12 protein-coding genes and 1 other RNA gene are annotated in these 17,842 nt (G+C 43.7%); 6 read left to right on the top strand and 7 right to left on the bottom strand.

Going from position 1 to position 17,842, the window contains the following annotated elements; all coding sequences use genetic code 11:
• The first annotated feature begins 31 nt into the window (after nucleotides 1-31).
• From AC59JT_RS05495 to AC59JT_RS05480, 4 genes are all read left to right on the top strand, one after another.
• Complete coding sequence (locus tag AC59JT_RS05495; RefSeq protein ID WP_497396611.1) at nucleotides 32-439, top strand: DUF1573 domain-containing protein; 408 nt, start codon at nucleotides 32-34, stop codon at nucleotides 437-439.
• A 132-nt stretch (nucleotides 440-571) separates the two neighbouring features.
• Nucleotides 572-1,810, top strand: coding sequence for a pyridoxal phosphate-dependent aminotransferase (locus AC59JT_RS05490; RefSeq protein WP_497396610.1), 1,239 nt, complete (start codon nucleotides 572-574; stop codon nucleotides 1,808-1,810).
• A gap of 86 nt (nucleotides 1,811-1,896) precedes the next feature.
• Nucleotides 1,897-2,266: a transfer-messenger RNA gene (gene ssrA, locus AC59JT_RS05485) on the top strand.
• A gap of 417 nt (nucleotides 2,267-2,683) precedes the next feature.
• Nucleotides 2,684-4,270, top strand: a complete 1,587-nt coding sequence (locus AC59JT_RS05480; RefSeq protein WP_497396609.1) for a family 43 glycosylhydrolase — start codon at nucleotides 2,684-2,686, stop codon at nucleotides 4,268-4,270.
• Between the two features lie 150 nt (nucleotides 4,271-4,420).
• Here the strand turns inward: AC59JT_RS05480 and AC59JT_RS05475 are convergent, their stop codons facing one another.
• The 6 genes from AC59JT_RS05475 to kaiC all read right to left on the bottom strand — a co-directional run bounded on the left by AC59JT_RS05475 (nucleotide 4,421) and on the right by kaiC (nucleotide 12,295).
• Nucleotides 4,421-7,435, bottom strand: coding sequence for a PAS domain S-box protein (locus AC59JT_RS05475; RefSeq protein WP_497396608.1), 3,015 nt, complete (start codon nucleotides 7,433-7,435; stop codon nucleotides 4,421-4,423).
• A gap of 185 nt (nucleotides 7,436-7,620) precedes the next feature.
• Nucleotides 7,621-8,160: a hypothetical protein gene (locus tag AC59JT_RS05470; protein ID WP_497396607.1), complete on the bottom strand. Its 540-nt coding sequence runs from the start codon at nucleotides 8,158-8,160 to the stop codon at nucleotides 7,621-7,623.
• A gap of 53 nt (nucleotides 8,161-8,213) precedes the next feature.
• Nucleotides 8,214-9,911, bottom strand: coding sequence for an ATP-binding protein (locus tag AC59JT_RS05465; RefSeq protein WP_497396606.1), 1,698 nt, complete (start codon nucleotides 9,909-9,911; stop codon nucleotides 8,214-8,216).
• Nucleotides 9,908-10,234, bottom strand: coding sequence for a circadian clock KaiB family protein (locus tag AC59JT_RS05460; protein WP_497396605.1), 327 nt, complete (start codon nucleotides 10,232-10,234; stop codon nucleotides 9,908-9,910). The genes AC59JT_RS05465 and AC59JT_RS05460 overlap by 4 nt, the downstream gene beginning before the upstream one ends.
• A 10-nt stretch (nucleotides 10,235-10,244) precedes the next feature.
• The gene (gene kaiB, locus AC59JT_RS05455) at nucleotides 10,245-10,538 is read right to left on the bottom strand and encodes a circadian clock protein KaiB (protein WP_497396604.1); all 294 of its coding nucleotides are present in this window, start codon (nucleotides 10,536-10,538) and stop codon (nucleotides 10,245-10,247) included.
• Nucleotides 10,538-12,295 carry a circadian clock protein KaiC gene (kaiC, locus tag AC59JT_RS05450; protein WP_497396603.1) on the bottom strand — a complete coding sequence of 586 codons (1,758 nt, stop codon included), beginning with the start codon at nucleotides 12,293-12,295 and terminating at the stop codon, nucleotides 10,538-10,540. The genes kaiB and kaiC overlap by 1 nt, the downstream gene beginning before the upstream one ends.
• A gap of 378 nt (nucleotides 12,296-12,673) precedes the next feature.
• Between kaiC and AC59JT_RS05445 the strand changes: the two genes are divergently transcribed.
• Both AC59JT_RS05445 and AC59JT_RS05440 read left to right on the top strand, forming a co-directional pair.
• Complete coding sequence (locus AC59JT_RS05445) at nucleotides 12,674-14,104, top strand: glycoside hydrolase family 30 protein (RefSeq protein ID WP_497396602.1); 1,431 nt, start codon at nucleotides 12,674-12,676, stop codon at nucleotides 14,102-14,104.
• An 11-nt stretch (nucleotides 14,105-14,115) separates the two neighbouring features.
• A complete protein-coding gene (locus AC59JT_RS05440) occupies nucleotides 14,116-15,861 on the top strand; it encodes a cellulase family glycosylhydrolase (protein ID WP_497396601.1) in 1,746 nt (581 codons plus the stop codon).
• Between the two features lie 18 nt (nucleotides 15,862-15,879).
• On the opposite strand, the gene AC59JT_RS05435 is transcribed toward AC59JT_RS05440, so the two are convergent.
• Complete coding sequence (locus AC59JT_RS05435; RefSeq protein WP_497396600.1) at nucleotides 15,880-17,766, bottom strand: 7TM diverse intracellular signaling domain-containing protein; 1,887 nt, start codon at nucleotides 17,764-17,766, stop codon at nucleotides 15,880-15,882.
• Between the last annotated feature and the right edge of the window lie 76 nt (nucleotides 17,767-17,842).

Below are 17,842 nucleotides of genomic sequence, written 5' to 3'. Positions count from 1 at the left end.
CTTTTATATTTGTATAACTCAAACAGATATTATGAAAAAACTAATTTTAATGTGCGCAGTAGTTTTAGGTTTTGCCTTTAACGCATCGGCACAAGATAGCCAAAAAGCTGAATTTAAATTCAACGAAGAAAAACATGATTTCGGTAAAATACCTCAGGGTAAACCGGTAACCACTGATTTTGTATTCACTAACATTGGCGAAGAACCGTTGATACTAACCGAAGTAAAACCTACTTGCGGCTGTACTATTGCCGATTACACCAAAACTCCGGTTAAAAAAGGTGATAAAGGTATTATCAAAATTACTTACAACGCAGCCGTAGCAGCTCCGTTCAATAAAACTATTATAGTAACCTCGAACGCTAAAACACCACAAAAATACTTAAACATTGTAGGTGACGTAGTAGCAGCAGCGGCGGCAGCGCCAAGTACACGATAGAGTTTTAAGGTATCGCCCTTGCTCTATGCAGCTAAGGGTCAGCATAAAAACATGGAAAAGGCCCGAATATTTCGGGCCTTTTTTTATTATACTAATTCTGTAGACATTAATCTTTTTTAATACTTTTGCCACATGCCAAATATATCACGTAAGGGGCAGCGAATGCCTGCTTCCCCTATCCGTAAACTAACCCCCTTTGCTGACAAAGCTAAGTTAGACGGAAAAAAAGTTTATCACCTAAACATCGGTCAGCCTGACATTGAAACACCGTCAGGAATGATTGATGCCATCAAAAATATCGACTTTAAAGTTTGGGCCTACACCGCATCCGAAGGTACTAAAAGCTATCGCGACCAACTTACCAAGTACTACAACAAAGCGGGCTATAACATTACCCCCGAAGATATTATTGTTACCGCAGGTGGTTCGGAAGCTATATCCATTACCTTCATGACTTGCCTTGATGCAGGCGACGAAGTGATCGTGCCCGAGCCATATTACGCTAACTACAACGGCTTTGCCAGCCAGAATGATGTTATTGTGCGGCCAATCATGTCGTACATTGAAAATGGTTTTGCCCTGCCACCTATCAGCGAGTTTGAAAAAAACATTACCGACCGTACCCGCGCAATTTTTATATGCAGCCCTAACAACCCTACCGGCTATCTGTATTCGCGTGAGGAACTGGAAGCGCTGAAGGCTTTAGTACTAAAGCACGACTTATACCTGTTTGCCGATGAAGCGTACCGTGAATTTTGCTATGGCGACCAGCCCTTTGTATCGCCGATGCATTTAACCGGTTTGGAAGAGCATGCTATCATAATCGATACGGTAAGCAAGCGCTACAGCGCCTGCGGTGCACGCCTGGGCTGTATCATCAGCAAAAACCGCAAGTTTTGGGAAGTCGCCATTAAGTTTGCGCAAGCCCGCCTAAGCCCGGGATTGGTTGAACAAATAGCCGGTGAAGCTGCCATAGACACACCCGACGAATATTTCGAACGCGTTAAAAGCGAATATGAAACACGTAGAAATACCATAGTAAGCGCGCTTAACCGTATGGAAGGTGTGTACTGCCCTAACCCGGGTGGCGCGTTTTATGTAATGGCGCAGTTGCCTATTGATAACTCAAACACGTTTTGCCAATGGATGTTGGAGGAATTTACCTACCAAAACCAAACCGTAATGATGGCTCCGGCTACCGGCTTTTACAGCACGCCGGGTGCAGGCTTAAATGAGGTTCGTTTAGCTTATGTTTTGAACAATGAGGACCTGCAGAAAGCGATGATCTGCCTGGAAGAAGCTTTGAAGGTTTATCCGGGACGTGTGATTAGTCCAAAGCCGACAGTCTTAAGTCAGGAGTCTTTACATTAAAATTGAACAAATAGGGTCGCTATTTTGTATATTTGTAGCTACTTAGTACTCAAGACTTGAAACTCAGGACTTAAGACTCAAAAAATGGGGTCGACCGGAATTGACAGGATGGAGATAAGTATGTAAGCATGCAGCGCGTTGTACGTATTAGCGCTTTAATCAGAACGTTCAAAACAACAAATGGCGAAAATAACTACGCCTTAGCTGCCTAATTTAGAATTAGCATAGCTTTTGTCCCGCCGGCTTTCCGTTTCATTGGGTCGGCAACCGGGGCATCGAAAAATGAAAATAGCCGATGGTAAGGTGTGTGCCATTAGCGAAACAAAGCACCTAAGGACGACGGTACAGGTAAGCGACTGACCTTCCCCGCCCCTACAATTAAACAGAAGCTAAGCATGTAGAAAGCGTACCTTATACCATGTTTGGACGAGGGTTCGAATCCCTCCGGCTCCACCAAAAAAAGGAGATAGACAGATTTGTTTATCTCCTTTTTTATTTATATATCTTTTAGGTTAATACTACTATTCCAAGCTAAAACTATACCCGCAACACCTGTATCATACATAACAACCTATCGCAATTTTGGACGATAGTAAAAAAATTGAAACCGATCGCCCCCTTATGTCGTTTAACCTTTACTACCCCAACCTAATAACCAATTGAATTGCAAATAATTAACCAATCTATGCGGTTATGTTCCTGCAATTTGGTTTAGATACTCAGTTCAGCAATTTCTGTTGTGAACGCTTCATGATAACCTAATTATTTAAATATATATAGTATTTAATACGAAAGGAGGTTGCTTAATCAGTCAACACAAAATCAATTAAAACACTTATAAACCACTTCAATTAATTAATCAAAACAAAAATCATGAGAAACAAATTTTTTACGCTTTTAATGGTCCCGTTAATGATCATTATTCTGCAAGGGTGCCAGAAAACGAAACCGGCTGAACCGGAAAGTACTACGCCAACTGACGAAAGTGCTGAAGGAACAACTGTCGGCCCCAGGTTAACGACCATGGTGGCTGCACCCTTCGGAACATTGTTGGACGGGACCTATCGTTTACGCGGGCTGGCATCTCTACCGGCCGGACCAGTTGTAGAGGTGACCGGTAACACAACGGCAGATCTGGCCAAACTGCAGCAATGGCCATGGTTCCCTAACAACGGCCAGAAATGGCAATTAACCAAGGTTGATGCTACTTACTATAAATTGGTTAATGTAACCAGCGGTAAATGCCTTACCTCGCCAAGCACAACCGTTGGCGACCAACTGATCCAACAAACAGACAATGGTACGAATGCTCAACGTTGGGCGATAAGCTACACGAGTGGAAGCGATACTTATTCCCTGACCAATAAGGCAACCGGCATGAAAATGGTGGTGGATCCGAATAACTCAGGTTCGGGTACCAAGATCAGGCAAAAAACATCTATAACCAGCACAGAGAATCAGTTCCGCTTCACCAACCTTAATTTCCAAAACCCGTTATCTACCAGCGGAAGAGCGGATCCTTTTGTAGCGCAAAAAGACGGTTTTTATTATTTTCTGTTTACACAAGGCAACAAGATATCTATAATTAAAACACCTTCTATGGCCTTAATGAATAATTATCCGGTAACTACTGTCTATACTCCTCCTGCCGGTACGGCCTACTCGCACGCTTTATGGGCTCCTGAATTATTCTTCATTTCGGGGAAGTGGTACATTTACTTTGCTGCTGATGATGGCGACGATGTAAATCACCGCATGTACGTATTAGAGAACGCTAATGCCGATCCTACGACCGGTACATGGACATTTAAAGGTAAAATATTCGACTCATCCGACCAGTGGGCTATTGACGGCACGGTATTGACCGTGGGTGGCACTAATTATTTTGTATGGTCTGGCTGGGAGGACATCGCCACAAAATTTAAACAACACATCTACCTGGCGCCAATGTCAAACCCGTGGACAATCAGCGGGCCAAGGGTTAAAATATCCACGCCAACTAACGCCTGGGAAAAATATGAATCTTCAGGATCAGGTTTGGGTGTAAATGAAGGGCCGATAGCGCTTCAAAAAGATGGCAGTAGCCCCATATTTATCGTTTTTTCGGCAAGTAGGTTTGGCAGCGACAATTATTGCCTGGGTTCTATCCAGCTAACATCCGGCGGTAATCCAACCATCGCATCAAACTGGATCAATAAAACACAAATATTAACCAGGAATGACGCCGGCGGGGTGTTTGGCCCCGGCCATAACGGCTTCTTTACCAGCAGTTACACCGATGCGAACGGCGTGTTTCACACCGAGAACTGGGTTATATATCATGCGCGTGCCACAGCCGCTACTCCAAGCGGTACCCGTACACCGCGTATGCAAAAGTTTACCTGGAATACTAACGGATCACCAAACATGGGCACCGCGGCTGCCATAAACGTTAACATTCCGATCCCTATCGGTGAGTAATTTTCAAAAATCGGGATCAATTATTTCAAGGCATGGCGGGAATTACCGGCCATGCCTTTTTGTTTAACCGGGAAGTAAACTATCAGCGGTCACCTGCTTTTGGAAAAGATGCCATGTATTCCGTAGTACTTCAACCGTTACAATATTCTTTTACACAAGCGGCAAACTAAAATAAAACGTTGAGCCCACGCCTATCCGGCTTTCGGCCCAAACTTTGCCGCCGTGTCGCTGGATGATTTCGGCACTAAGGTAAAGGCCGATACCAAACCCGCTGATATGACGGGTGTGATTGGTTTCCACGCGGTAATACCGGTCAAAGATGCGTTCGAGGTGTTCGGGTTCAATACCCATCCCTTCGTCGGCAACACTTAAGGTAACCCGGTTATTTTCTACGTTGCAGGCAACGGTCACCGGGGTGCCCTTAGGCGAATATTTGAGCGCGTTACTGATGTAATTGGTTATCACCGACGCGATCTTATCACGGTCGGCATTTAACAATACAGGCAGGCATTCTGTAAATTGAATTTGATGGCTATCTCCCGTTAATTCGGCCTCGTTAACCATTTCCCGGATAAGCGCGCTCAGGTCAAATTCATGTTTATCGATATGAATTTTGCCGGCCTCTAACCGGGAAATATTGAGGAAGCCATTGATCATGGCACTCATCCGTTTTACCTGCTGATTTGCCCGCTCGATGCCACCCGGCAAAAATTTATCTTCGCTATCTTGCAGTTTAATGTTGGCTATTTGCAGGATTGCAGCCAGGGACGTGAGCGGTGTTTTTAACTCATGGCTTACCATGCCGATAAAATCGTTCTTGCGGATCTCGTCCAGTTTTTTCTCGGTAATGTCGCGCGCTATCTTGGAAATACCGATGATGCGGCCCGCTTTGTCTTTAACGGGTGAAACGGTCACAGAAACATCGATCAACTGGCCGTCCTTTCTTAAGCGTTTGGTCTCGAAGTGATTGATACGTTCGCCACGCGATATAGTGGAAAGTATCTTTGGCTCTTCATCGTGGCGGTCTTGCGGAATGAGTTTATAAATACTTTCACCTATCATCTCTTCAGCCGTGTAACCAAAAACACGTTGGGCCGATTCATTCCAACTGGTCACTACACCGTCCAATGTTTTGCTCACAATGGCGTCATGAGATGTTTCGATGATCGCTGCCAGTTTAGCGCTTTTCTCTTCAGCTTCTTTCAGGTCGTGAATATCCACTACGGTACCTATAAAACGCACGGGAATTTCTTTTTCAAAATAAACACTGCCCTGCGCTTTGATCCAGCGGGGCTCGGCGCTATCAAACCGTACTATACGGTATCGCAAATCATAATCCCCATCGCCGGACGGATCCAGCGCTTGTGTAATGGCGCGCTCAACCAATTCGCGATCTTCGGAATAAATATGTTCGGAAAATTCAGCATAGCTTGGTTCAACACCTTCTGGTATGCCATAAACTTCCCGGCATTCTTTTGACCAGTAAAGGTATCCGGATTGCGGGTTGTACTCCCATGTACCCAAATTTGTAGATTCAATAGCCATTCGCAGACGCGAAGCGCTGGTTTCCAACTCACGGTTAATACGCTCCAATTCGCTACGACTCTCAACCTGTTCTGTCACATCAATGGTAATTGCAAACACACCGGCAATCTGGCCCGATGCATCCCGGTAAGCCTGGTAAACAAAATTTTGATAAACAACATCGGGTTGGCCATGACGTATTAGGGAAACCGGTAGTTCACTGGCGTAAAAGGTTTCGCCGGTCTCGTAAACCTTCCGCATTACCTCCTCCAGACCCTGCCCGCGCGCGTCAGGTAACGCGTCAAAAACGGGCTTATTCATCACCTCTGCTTCCGGCTTACCCCAAACTGCTATCATCAGTGGGTTAGCCACAGTAATTACATGATCCGGCCCCATCAGTATACACATTGCCACCGGTGCCTGGGCGATCATTGCCTTTAGGTTTTCTTCACTTTGTTCAACCTGTCGCTTGGCCAGCACCCGGTCAGTGATCTCAAATGACATTACTAATACACCATTTCTAACGCCGTTAATGTCCGTCAATGGCTGATAAGTATAATCGACGTATGTTTCACGAATAGTGCCGTCAGGATTTTCAAACAATACAGGGCTTTCTTTTACATCCAGCACTTCCCCTGTGGCCATAACATGCCGCAATTGTCCGGCAAAGGGCTGATCAGCCAGGTCAGGCAATATCTCTAAAAATGGTTTGCCTATCACCTCATCCGCTGTTCTTTTCCAGTAATCCAGGTTTGCCTGGTTGATCATTTCAACAATAAGATCATCGCCGCGAATAACTACAACTGCCGCAGGCAGAATGTTGATCATCAATTGCAATTGCTGTTCCTCATACTTGCGCCGAGTGGATGATCGCTCAAGTTCATCTGCAACATTCTTACGCTCCGTAATGTCGCTGGCCGTACCGAACCATTCCAAGATCTCGCCGCTTTCATCAAGGATAGGCACAGCACGTGAAAACGTCCAGCCCGGCGAGCCATCGGCACGCAGTACTTTATGCTCTAATTGAAATATGCTTTTATTCCTTATCGCCTCATTGATCTTCAAATTGACGATATCCATATCATCGGGATGAACATTTTGCTTGCGCCAGCCTGTTATCGGTTCGTGCGTATTTTGCAGGAACCCACGACCATCTAAAGGGTGCATTATTTCCCAATCGGCGCTAAGGCTGTAAATCACATCCGAGGTTGCGGTAGCTAAAGCCCTGAAACGTTCCTCGCTAGCGCTTAGCGCCCGCCGTTCTTTAACTTCTTTGGTATTTTCTACCACATAAACCACTACTTTTTTAACTTGCCCCGTTTTGTCCTTTAAGGGCATGTATATAAAGCTGACCGTGATCAACTCATTTTTACCATACCTGATCAACGGGATCTCTAATTCGTCGCCACGGATGGTTTCGCCGGCGGAAGCGCGGTTAAGATGATCCTCGAAAAGATGCCTAACTTCGGCAAAAGTATCCCAATAGAAATGGCCTATGATCTGCTCGCGGGTGCGGCCCGCCACTTCTAAAAAGGCTTCGTTAACAAGCTCGCTTATTTGTGATTTGGCATCCATGATACAAATTCCCATGGGGGCCTGTAGCATTTGGCTTAGTAAGTATTCCTCCTCGATCAGGGACATGCAGTACGATTATTTGAATGTAGGTAAATGATGGTTATTGAAGTTACACAAATAAAATTAAACATCCCTCGTAATCCATTTGAATAACGGGACTTTCAGACATTTGTTTACGCAAAATAAAGGCATAAGAACCGGCACGTATAACTGTCTCTAAAATACTGTTGAAAATTATGTGAATCAGCTTGCTATAATTGCTGCAACAGCCGGTAAAATTGTAATAAAACCTCGCTACGCAAGTCTGCGTCGCCTTCGGTCATTCCCTGAAGCAAGGCTATTTTGCTTTTTAAATAGTCTGTGGCGTGATGCCGATCATGGGCCATCATCCAATCGGCATTGAAGGAAAGATCCGCATACTTGACCGTTTGCGCATCGGCACTAATTGATAATAGCCGTTCGTCCTCTAAAGCTTTACGCATATTTTTAGGTAGAGGATTATCAGCTTTCCGAAAGTGACGGGTTAGTTCGGTAACACAACCGGTAATATGCGCCGCTTCATTGTTATCATAGCAAAATTCAACTAATTGGGTTGATAATACTGATTCGGTGACGGCAGTTTTTTCCAGCAGATCATGGCAAATACCTATCTCATAATTTAACGGCGCCGTGCTGGCCACTTTGTTAGCTACTGCTAATAAATGGTAGAAATAGGGAACCTCAGTTTCTTTAATAAGCTGGCTATTATGCTGAGTTCGTACCCAGTCTATCAATTTTAACCTACGGTTCATGCAATAATAACGGGATTGAATAAAGGCTGTTTGGATGATCTACTGCTTATACGCTAAGCTAATGGCACAGTAAACCAAAAGGTGCTACCTGTGCCTATCGTGCTTTCAACACCTATCTCGCCACCATGTTTTTTGATTATTTCGGCGCAGATGTATAGACCGAGGCCAAGGCCGGATAATTGCTGACTGGCTCCTCCTCCTCCTCTGTAATAACGTTCAAACAAATGCGGAAGTTGTTCTGGTGATATCCCGGCGCCCTGGTCGGTTACTGATATTTTGGCAAAGCCATCTATTTTATCAACGTGGATAATAATAGTTTTGGAGTTGCCGGCGTATTTTACTGCATTGTTAACCAAATTCACCAATACCTGGTCTATTTTGTGCATATCGGCATTTACCTTTAGCTCGGTTTCGCCGGTGCTAACCAGTTCATAAATTCCTTCCGCACGCACATGCGGACAACAGTCATCTATCAATGAACTTAAAGTAAATATTTGTTTATTGATCTGTAGTTGTCCTTCCGTAACCTTCGTTCCGTTTAACAGGTCATCAACTAATACATTAACCTTATCAAGGCTCCTGTTAGCCTGATCAACAAACTTCACTAACAAAACAGGGTCGGGGTTTTTCTTTATCCTGTCCAGCAATTGTAATGCTGCCTTTAAACTGGTTATAGGGGTTTTAAGTTCGTGGCTTGCCACACTAATAAATTCATCTTTTTGTTGGGTTGCTTTACGGCGATGCGTTACATCCATAAATGTACCAATGCCCCCTATTAGTTGGCCTTGTTCATCACGTATAGGTGCAGCATTGATGGATATAAAAAAACGTTCGCCATTAGGTGGTTGTACTGCTATCTCCTGATCGTAAACGGGCTGGCCGGTAGCCATAGTGATGGCCATAGGATGTTCTTTGGCCGGTAACGGCGTTCCGTCAATCTTAAAATTCGCCCATTTTGGGTCATTATAGATATGATCTTTATTTTGACTTTCTGTAAAGCCCAATATCTTTTGGGCCATGGGATTGGCATAAGTTAACCGGCCGTCAAGATCAATTATACCCACACCTTCGGCCATTGTCTCTAATATACGACTTAAACGTTCCTGGTTAGCATATAGCTCGGCTGTACGCTCCTCAACGGTTTTCTCCAGGTTGCGGTTCAGGTCATCTGCCAACAAACGAGCCTGTTCAAGCGCGCTGTTCTTTTCTTCTAACAGGCGTTGCTGATCTTTTAAGATACTCAGGTCGGTAATTATAACACTCATGGCTATCCCTTCTTCCAACTCCAGCGTTTGCAGTGACAGCAGAACAGGTATCCTTAAATTGCCGGTTTGCAGGTCAAATTCTTTTTTACAACCACAAGCCCAGGCGCTTTCAATCAGATCACGACATTGCTCACGTGTTTCTGCAGCTATAAAGTCGGTAAACACTTTACCTATCACTTTATCAAGGGGCAAGCCAACAATTTCGGCGAACCTGGAATTGCTGAAAAGTATTACCCCGTCATGGTTTAGGGTAAGCGCACCCGTGGTCATTTGCTCAATAAATATCCGGTATGCCTGGTCTGAGCTGCGCAAGGTATATAACTGATGACCATCTTCGGCCTTCATAACCAAGGCGTCAACCTCACCGTTCCTGATGGCTTCAATGGTATCATTGGATTCCTCCAATTGGTATTCAGCCTCCAATAACCGGGCTTTCAATCCAGCTAGTTGATCCTGTAGTTGTTGATATGTAGGTTGCGTGCTCACGTTTCAAATCCCTCCAACAAACCAAGCCCGCGTAACACTCTTTGAGTGTCTGACATGTCGCCAACCAACAACCTCCTGGGGGCAGGTAATTTTTTTACCAGCATAGGTACGGCCATAACATTCTCCTGTTGTGCTAACTCCGGTTGCTGGTGTATATCGATAATATCCATATGATAGCGGCCGGGCAACTTTTGCTCGAGCAGCTCGCGAATGTTGTTCATAGCCCGTACAGAAGCGGGCGATGAACCGGCGACGAACAGCCTCAGTTCATAATGGCTGTCATCGGCAGCCTTTGTATAAAGATCGAACTGATCATCACTCATTGTATATAGCTTAAATTGTGGTTGATCGCGGACGGATATCAAGACCTACCAACACTTTTTCTTCATTTGACAGATCGCCTATGATCTTACGCACCGGCTCCGGAACTTTTTTTACTAGCGTAGGTATGGCCAATATCTGGTCGCCCTCTGCCAATTGCGGGTTTTTCAACAGATCAATAACCTCAATAGAATATTGACCTGCCAAATGTTCTTCACAATATTTTTGCAGGTTACGTAGCGCGGTGGCCGATTTTACCGTTTGGCCAGCCACGTATAACCTTAATTCATAAGTCTTTTTTGCCACTATTGTTTTCTTTTTTTCGGAGTGTTATCTGGTGAATTTACAGGGAAAGATTTACCTGTACGGATATCCGACATTTGCTGACGGTTTTGTTGCTGCACATCTCTTTTGATCTCTTCCTCTATATAAATTTTATTCAGTTCTTCTTCTGTCGACTCGAACTCGCTACGCAAGCTTTCTATCTTCGCTTCAAGCACTTTGCGTTTGCGCAATATTTCACGGTCTTTACGGCTAACAGCATGCGTATGTAACACCTGGCCCGTTTCTTCAAGCAGCACTTGCGCCTCACGTGCCGACCCTGTCAGGATACCTTCAGGGCCAACATAAACTTCTATCAGATCAAGTCCGTCATCGGTAATTACAAATTCCCGCACCTGGTTTGAGTGCTTCATACCACGCGATTTCATGATGTACATACCCCGGTTGCGCTCGCCATTAATTTCAATATCTCTGATCATCAACCAGGCATCAACCAAAGATGATACGCCTTCGTCGGTTTGTTCGTTTACAATATTATTTAAGGACAATGCAGTAAACATTACCGTGATCTGCTCTTGCTGCAGGAAATCAATCAAGCGCACCAACATCGCCTTAACCTCGCTTACGGTACCAACAGTTATTAAGTTGGTGATAGGATCAAGCACCACCACATTTGGTTTAAACTTACGAATAGCTTTATGTATAGCCACCAAATGCATTTCTAAACCAAATAATGTTGGCCGCGAAGCATGAAACTTAAGGTAACCCTTATCTATATGCCTTTGCAGATCAATACTAACCGAACGCATGTTACGGACGATCTGTTGAGGTGATTCTTCAAAAGCAAAGTAAAGGCAACGTTCTTTTCGCTTACAGGCAGCATCGGCAAATGTTACGGCTACAGAGGTTTTACCTGTGCCAGCCGTGCCCGACATTAAAATACTGCTACCTTTGAAAAAACCGCCCTTTCCAAGCATTTTATCCAATTCCACAATGCCAGATGAAACAGCATCAGACGATACTTCTTTATCAAGCATCAAGGAAGTTACCGGCAGCACCGCTATCCCTTCTTCATCTATCAGGAACGGATATTCATTGGTACCATGCAAAGAGCCACGGTATTTAACAATGCGCAAACGGCGGGTTGATATCTGGTCGACAATGCGGTGATCAAGTAATATCACGCAATCAGACACATATTCTTCCAGACCCTGGCGCGTAAGATTACTATCGCCGCGCTCGCCGGTTATAATTGCTGTAACCCCTTTCTCCTTTAAAAATTGAAACAAGCGACGTAACTCAGCCCTTAGTATGGCCAGGTTAGATAATCCGGCAAACAAATTTTCAATTGTATCCAATACCACACGCTTAGCGCCTATTGTATCAATAGCATAACCAAGGCGGATAAATAAACCTTCCAGATCGTACTCTCCGGTTTCTTCTATTTCGCTTTTATCTATATGAATGTGGTCAACCTTTATTTTATTATCCTTTTGCAGTTGATTTAGGTCGAACCCAAGCGAGGTAACATTCCTGGCTAATTCATCAGCCTTTTCCTCAAAAGCTATAAATACGCCGGGCTCATTAAACTCTTGCGCCCCCCTGATAATGAACTCTAACGAGAATAAGGTTTTACCACAGCCGGGGCCGCCGCAAATAAGCGTGGGCCTGCCTTTAGGCAAACCGCCCATGGTTATTTCGTCTAAACCTGAAATACCGGTAGGCGTTTTGGCCAAGGTGAGAAGGTTTTGGCTCTTACTGGTTAAATTTTTTTTAGGCATTAATTTAAATTAGAACGATAATCTTACTAATGTACTGGTTTTAAACAAAAAAGTATCCATTAGGTTTTAAGTCTTTACAACCAATCACATTCACAGCTACCGGTTTTTGTAGGTAAATACCGGTAAATCTACACTAGCCTGCTTTTATTTTTTTAACTGTCATTAAGCGTATTAACGGTATACGGATATACGCGTTTGTGTGCTTAAACAACACGCTACCAAAGCGTATTAATGTTATTATAATTAATTGATATTAAGCATTTTATAAAAAATAATTCTTTGTAGTTATCCTTATCTGTTTTACTTTTACCGCCAACCAATTAGGCTTACCGTAAAGCCAGGTCGTATTTATCAGCCTATAATTATTGATATCAATTCATGAAAAAAACTATCTTTTCGGCACTTATTATTTTCAGTGCGTTATATGCTACGGCGCAAAAGCCCTTAAGCACTGTAACTATCTACACCACAGCAAAAGGATCATCAAAGCAATTTGCATCATCCGGGCCCGTAGCATTAACTAAAAAATCACAGCCCGTTGAAACTGAGTTAGCCGTATTTGTTGACCCCGATAAACGGTTTCAAACCATGGTAGGTATTGGTGGCGCGCTTACAGATGCTGCCGCCGAAACCTTTTATAAGCTGCCAAAAGCCAAACAACAGGAATTATTGACAGCATACTACAGCAAGGACAAAGGCATTGGTTACACTTTTGCCCGCACCAATATTCAAAGCTGTGATTTTTCGAGTGAGAGTTACAGCTACGTAGGGAATAATGATCCGCAGTTAAAAACCTTTAACATCAGTCATGATAAAAAATACCGTATTCCGTTTATCAAAGAAGCCTACAAGGCTGCAGGCGGTAAGCTGGATATGTTTGTAAGCCCATGGAGCCCACCGGCCTGGATGAAGGATAATAACGACGTGATTAACGGCGGCAAGCTAAAACCTCAGTTTGCGCAAAACTGGGCCAATTTTTACGTGAAATTTATTAAAGCTTACGAGCAGCAAGGTATCAAAATATGGGGGCTCAGCGTGCAAAACGAACCTATGGCTAGGCAACGTTGGGAGTCATGCATATATACCGCCGAAGAAGAACGGGATTTTGTGAAGAATCACCTTGGGCCAACACTACAAAAACAAGGCCTTGGCAGTAAAAAACTGATAGTTTGGGATCATAATCGTGACTTGCTTTACCAACGTGCCAGCACTATGTTGGAAGATCCGGCAGCGGCAAAATATGTATGGGGCGTAGGTTTCCATTGGTATGAAACCTGGACGGGCGCCGGCATGGCGTTTGAAAACACGCGCCGCGTAGCGGAAGCATTCCCTTCTACCCACCTCATCTTTACCGAAGGTTGCGTGGAAAAATTTGATTTTAACCGTTTGGATGACTGGTCGCTGGGCGAAAAGTACGGCACCTCGATGATAAACGATTTTAACGCCGGCACCGTAGCCTGGACCGACTGGAACGTACTGCTTGATGAAAAAGGCGGGCCCAACCACGTAGGTAACTTCTGCTTTGCCCCCGTGCATGCAGATACCCGTACCGGCAGCCTGATATACACCAGCGAATATTACTACATCGGCCACTTTTCTAAATTTATTAAACCGGGCGCCAAACGTATTGTAAGCGCCGCCAGCCGAGATAAATTACTTACCACCGCCTACTTAAATCCCGATGGTAAAATAGCCGTAGTAGTGATGAATGGTACCGATGCTGAGATACCATACACCTTATGGATCAAAGGCAAAGGCATTGCGGCAAACAGCCCGGCGCACTCTATCGAAACCTTAGTTATCAATTAACCTAACCGGCAATGAAAAAATATTCGTTTTTAACAGGGTTCGCAGTTCTATTATCTATGGTATTGATTGTAACCGACACGCACGGCCAGGGATTTTTAAAAGCCAAAGGGCGATTAATTGTTGATGAAAAAGGCAACAAAGTAATCTTACGAGGCATGGGTTTAGGTGGCTGGATGCTACAGGAAGGTTATATGTTCAGGTTATCAAACCTGGGCCAGCAGTATAAAATTATGCAAGCTATTGAAGATGTGGCGGGGCCGGATTATACATTCAAATTTTATGATAAATGGCTAACCAATCACACCGCTAAAGCTGATATCGATTCGATGGCAGCATGGGGTTTTAATTCTATCCGCTTACCAATGCACTATAATTTATATACTTTACCCGTTGATAAAGAACCGGTTACCGGTAAAAATACCTGGGTTGACAAAGGCTTCGCGATGACAGATAGTCTGGTGAAATGGTGCAAAGCGGCCCATATTTACCTGATACTTGATTTGCATGCCACGCCGGGTGGCCAAGGCAACGATCTGCCGATATCCGACCGTCATCCTGATAAACCTTCATTATGGGAGAGCAAAGCCAATCAGCAAAAAACTGTTGCCCTATGGCGAAAACTTGCAGAGCGCTACGCTAACGAACCTACTATTGGCGGCTACGACATTATTAACGAGCCAAACTGGGGTTTTGAAAATCCTGAAGACAAGCGCGGCACAGCCGAAACCAAAAACGAACCGTTACGTGCTTTTATGGTAGATGTTACCAAAGCCATCCGCCAGGTTGATAAAAAGCATATTATCATTATTGAGGGGAATGGTTTCGGGAATAATTACCGGGGCATTTTCCCGGCCTGGGATGATAACCTGGTGGTTAGTTTTCATAAATATGGCAACTTTAACACCACCGAAGCTATTCAAAACTTCCTGGCTATAGGTAAAGAAAACAATATACCCCTATGGCTCGGCGAATCGGGCGAAAACTCAAACACCTGGTTTACCGAAGCTATAAAACTGGTTGAAAGCAATGACATTGGCTGGTGCTGGTGGCAGCTTAAAAAAATGGGGATCAATAATCCGCTTGAAATAAAACTGACGCCGGGCTACAAGCAACTGGTTGATTACTGGAGCGGTAGGGCCACAAAGCCATCGCAAGCCGAAGCGATAACAACCTTAAATGAGCTGCTGGAAAACATCAAACTGAAGAATAACATTTATCATAAAGATGTTGTCGACGCTATGTTCAGGCAAGTACGATCAGCAACCGCTATACCTTTTAAAACCAACATTATTGGCGCTAATACCACCATTAACGCGGTTGATTATGATATGGGGCCGCAACGTGTAGCTTATTTTGATAAAGATACGGCCAGCTATCAATACACGCCAGGTGTAAAAACAGTTGGCAATCGTGGCCGCGCTTATCGAAATGATGGTGTTGATATAGAGGCTGATGACAGCGGCTACCACGTTTTTAGCATTGAAGATAGCGAAGGGCTACAATACACCGTCAACGTCGCCCAAAAAGGCACTTACACTGTTAAACTACAGGTATCAACAGAAGCCGGCAAAGGTAAAATATCTTTAGTGGCCGGAAACGCAGCCCCTGCAACTATCGCACTATCAAATAATACTACCAATGGCTGGTTTACAGTGACTATCAACGATGTGGCTCTAAATAAGGGGCTTAATAAGATCAGGATAACCGCCAATGCGGGCGGCTTCAATCTTAAGTCCATCCAGTTTAACAAGAATTAATTTGCTACAAGCGTTGCATCAGTTATGATGTGGCGCTTGTAATTTATGGATATCTTTATGCGCTGTGTGATGATCAAGCACCAACTTACTCCACCCTTTATTACCGCTTTTACGCACTTCCCTTTTATGTTCGTCCATCACCTTTTTTATGCGGATAGCGTACTGCCAACAGGTGCTTTGTCTTATACCGGTTCTTTCTGATAGTTGATAAGATGATATAGCGCCTTTGGTTGTATACATTATATAAACTATGTAAAAAGCCTTGTTTATAGGTATCCTGTTATTCTGAAAGATAGTGTTAAACAGTACAGACTCTTCATAATTACATTTGGTACATCTGCGGCTATGCGGTGCGCGCCCTGTGTGATAGGTAACGTTCGCGCATTTAATACAGGCAAAGCCCTTATCCCACTTTAACTGGGCCAAAAACTTATTACAGCTTTCCTGGTCGGGATATTTAGCTATGAATTCTTCAAATGAAAGCTCGGTAGACAGCGCCCGGGCATCATTAACCTTTTCAATATTATGCTTAAGTTCAGTATTATCCTGCGCAAGCAAAACATTCATCATAGATATCTCTGCCGCTTGTTTTTCAAGCTTATTGTTTATGTAAAGCAGCTCTTTATTTTGTTGTTCGATAAACTGAGCCTGTTCAAATATTTGTTTCGATTTATTGATAGCCTCCTGTGTACGGATTTCAACCTTAACTTCCAGTTCCTGGTTCAGCGTATCCTTCAACTCACTGTTAATAGCCATTTGCTTGATGGTAGCATCCATGGCTGCTACTTTTTCGCGCCTGAACAGGCGCACCTGGTCGCCAATAGCGAAGGACAGGAAGGTCATCTCCAGAATAAAGCTAAACCCTAAGCTATAAAATCCGATTACGCCCGATAATCCCTGGAAAAAACCTAAAACGCTAAAGGCTTTAACAATGAAACCCAAAAACAGGAAAGCATAGCCCAACACGAAGAACCTTGCAGGTTTAAAACCGCTGTTCCTGATGATTATGCCCGTAGCAAATGCCAGCGACAATGGTATAAATTCAACAAACTTGTAGATGAAATACTTATGCGAAAAAAGACAAAAAACAAAATATAACGTACGGAGTACCAGGGTGATATTGATAAGCTGGTACAGTTTATAATTTAAAGTGCGCACACGCAGAAGGTCACGGGTAAATAACAGGGCAAACAAGCTTACCAGGTACAAAGCAGTACCATAGGCATATTCATTCCAATGCGGTGCGTTGGGCCATATATATTGAAACGCTATGCCATCTGTACACATTTCATACAAGCCTACGCTTAAAATATATAGCAGATAAAACAGGTATGATCGTTTTTTTACCGCTATAAACATGAGCAGGTTATGAAAACAAAATATCAATATCATACCGTAAAAAATACCGTAGGTTAGGTATTCTGTTAAAGCGTAATATATAAAGTGGCTTATTTTGCGGTAAACTACTATCACGTTTACCTGGTTCTGCGATTTTATTTTGATGTAGTAAACACGCTCGCCTTTAGTTCTGTTGTATATCGGGAACTCGAAATTTTTATGCCTGAATAGCCTGTTACCGAACGCTGTGGCGGCGCCTTCGGTTGTTTTAACATAGCGGCCATTGGTATCGGGTTGATACAAGGTGATATGATCTGTGGTTTGATCGTAAAATTCCAGTATGGAACTGTTGGCATCCAAGGGTTCGGTATACCTTATTTTGATCTTATACCAATAAGTAGCGCTTAGATCATTATTAGTCGGATAAAAAACCGCGTTAGTTTTAAACCGACGATGCAAACTATCGGCCATAACATCATTTATAGATAGCTTATTTGACCGATCTTCCAGCACCTGGAACTCGCTGTTAGAAAAAATGTACTGCCTTTGCGTATTAGTCAGTTCCACAGGCTTCTGTGAAAATACAGGCGCAGCGAAAAGACATAAAAGTAGGGCAAAAATAAATCCTTTTTGCATTTAAATG

The organism is Mucilaginibacter sp. A3364, assembly GCF_059690715.1.
Note: the sequence above shows the minus strand (reverse complement) of the source record. Positions and strands in the feature narration are given on the sequence as shown.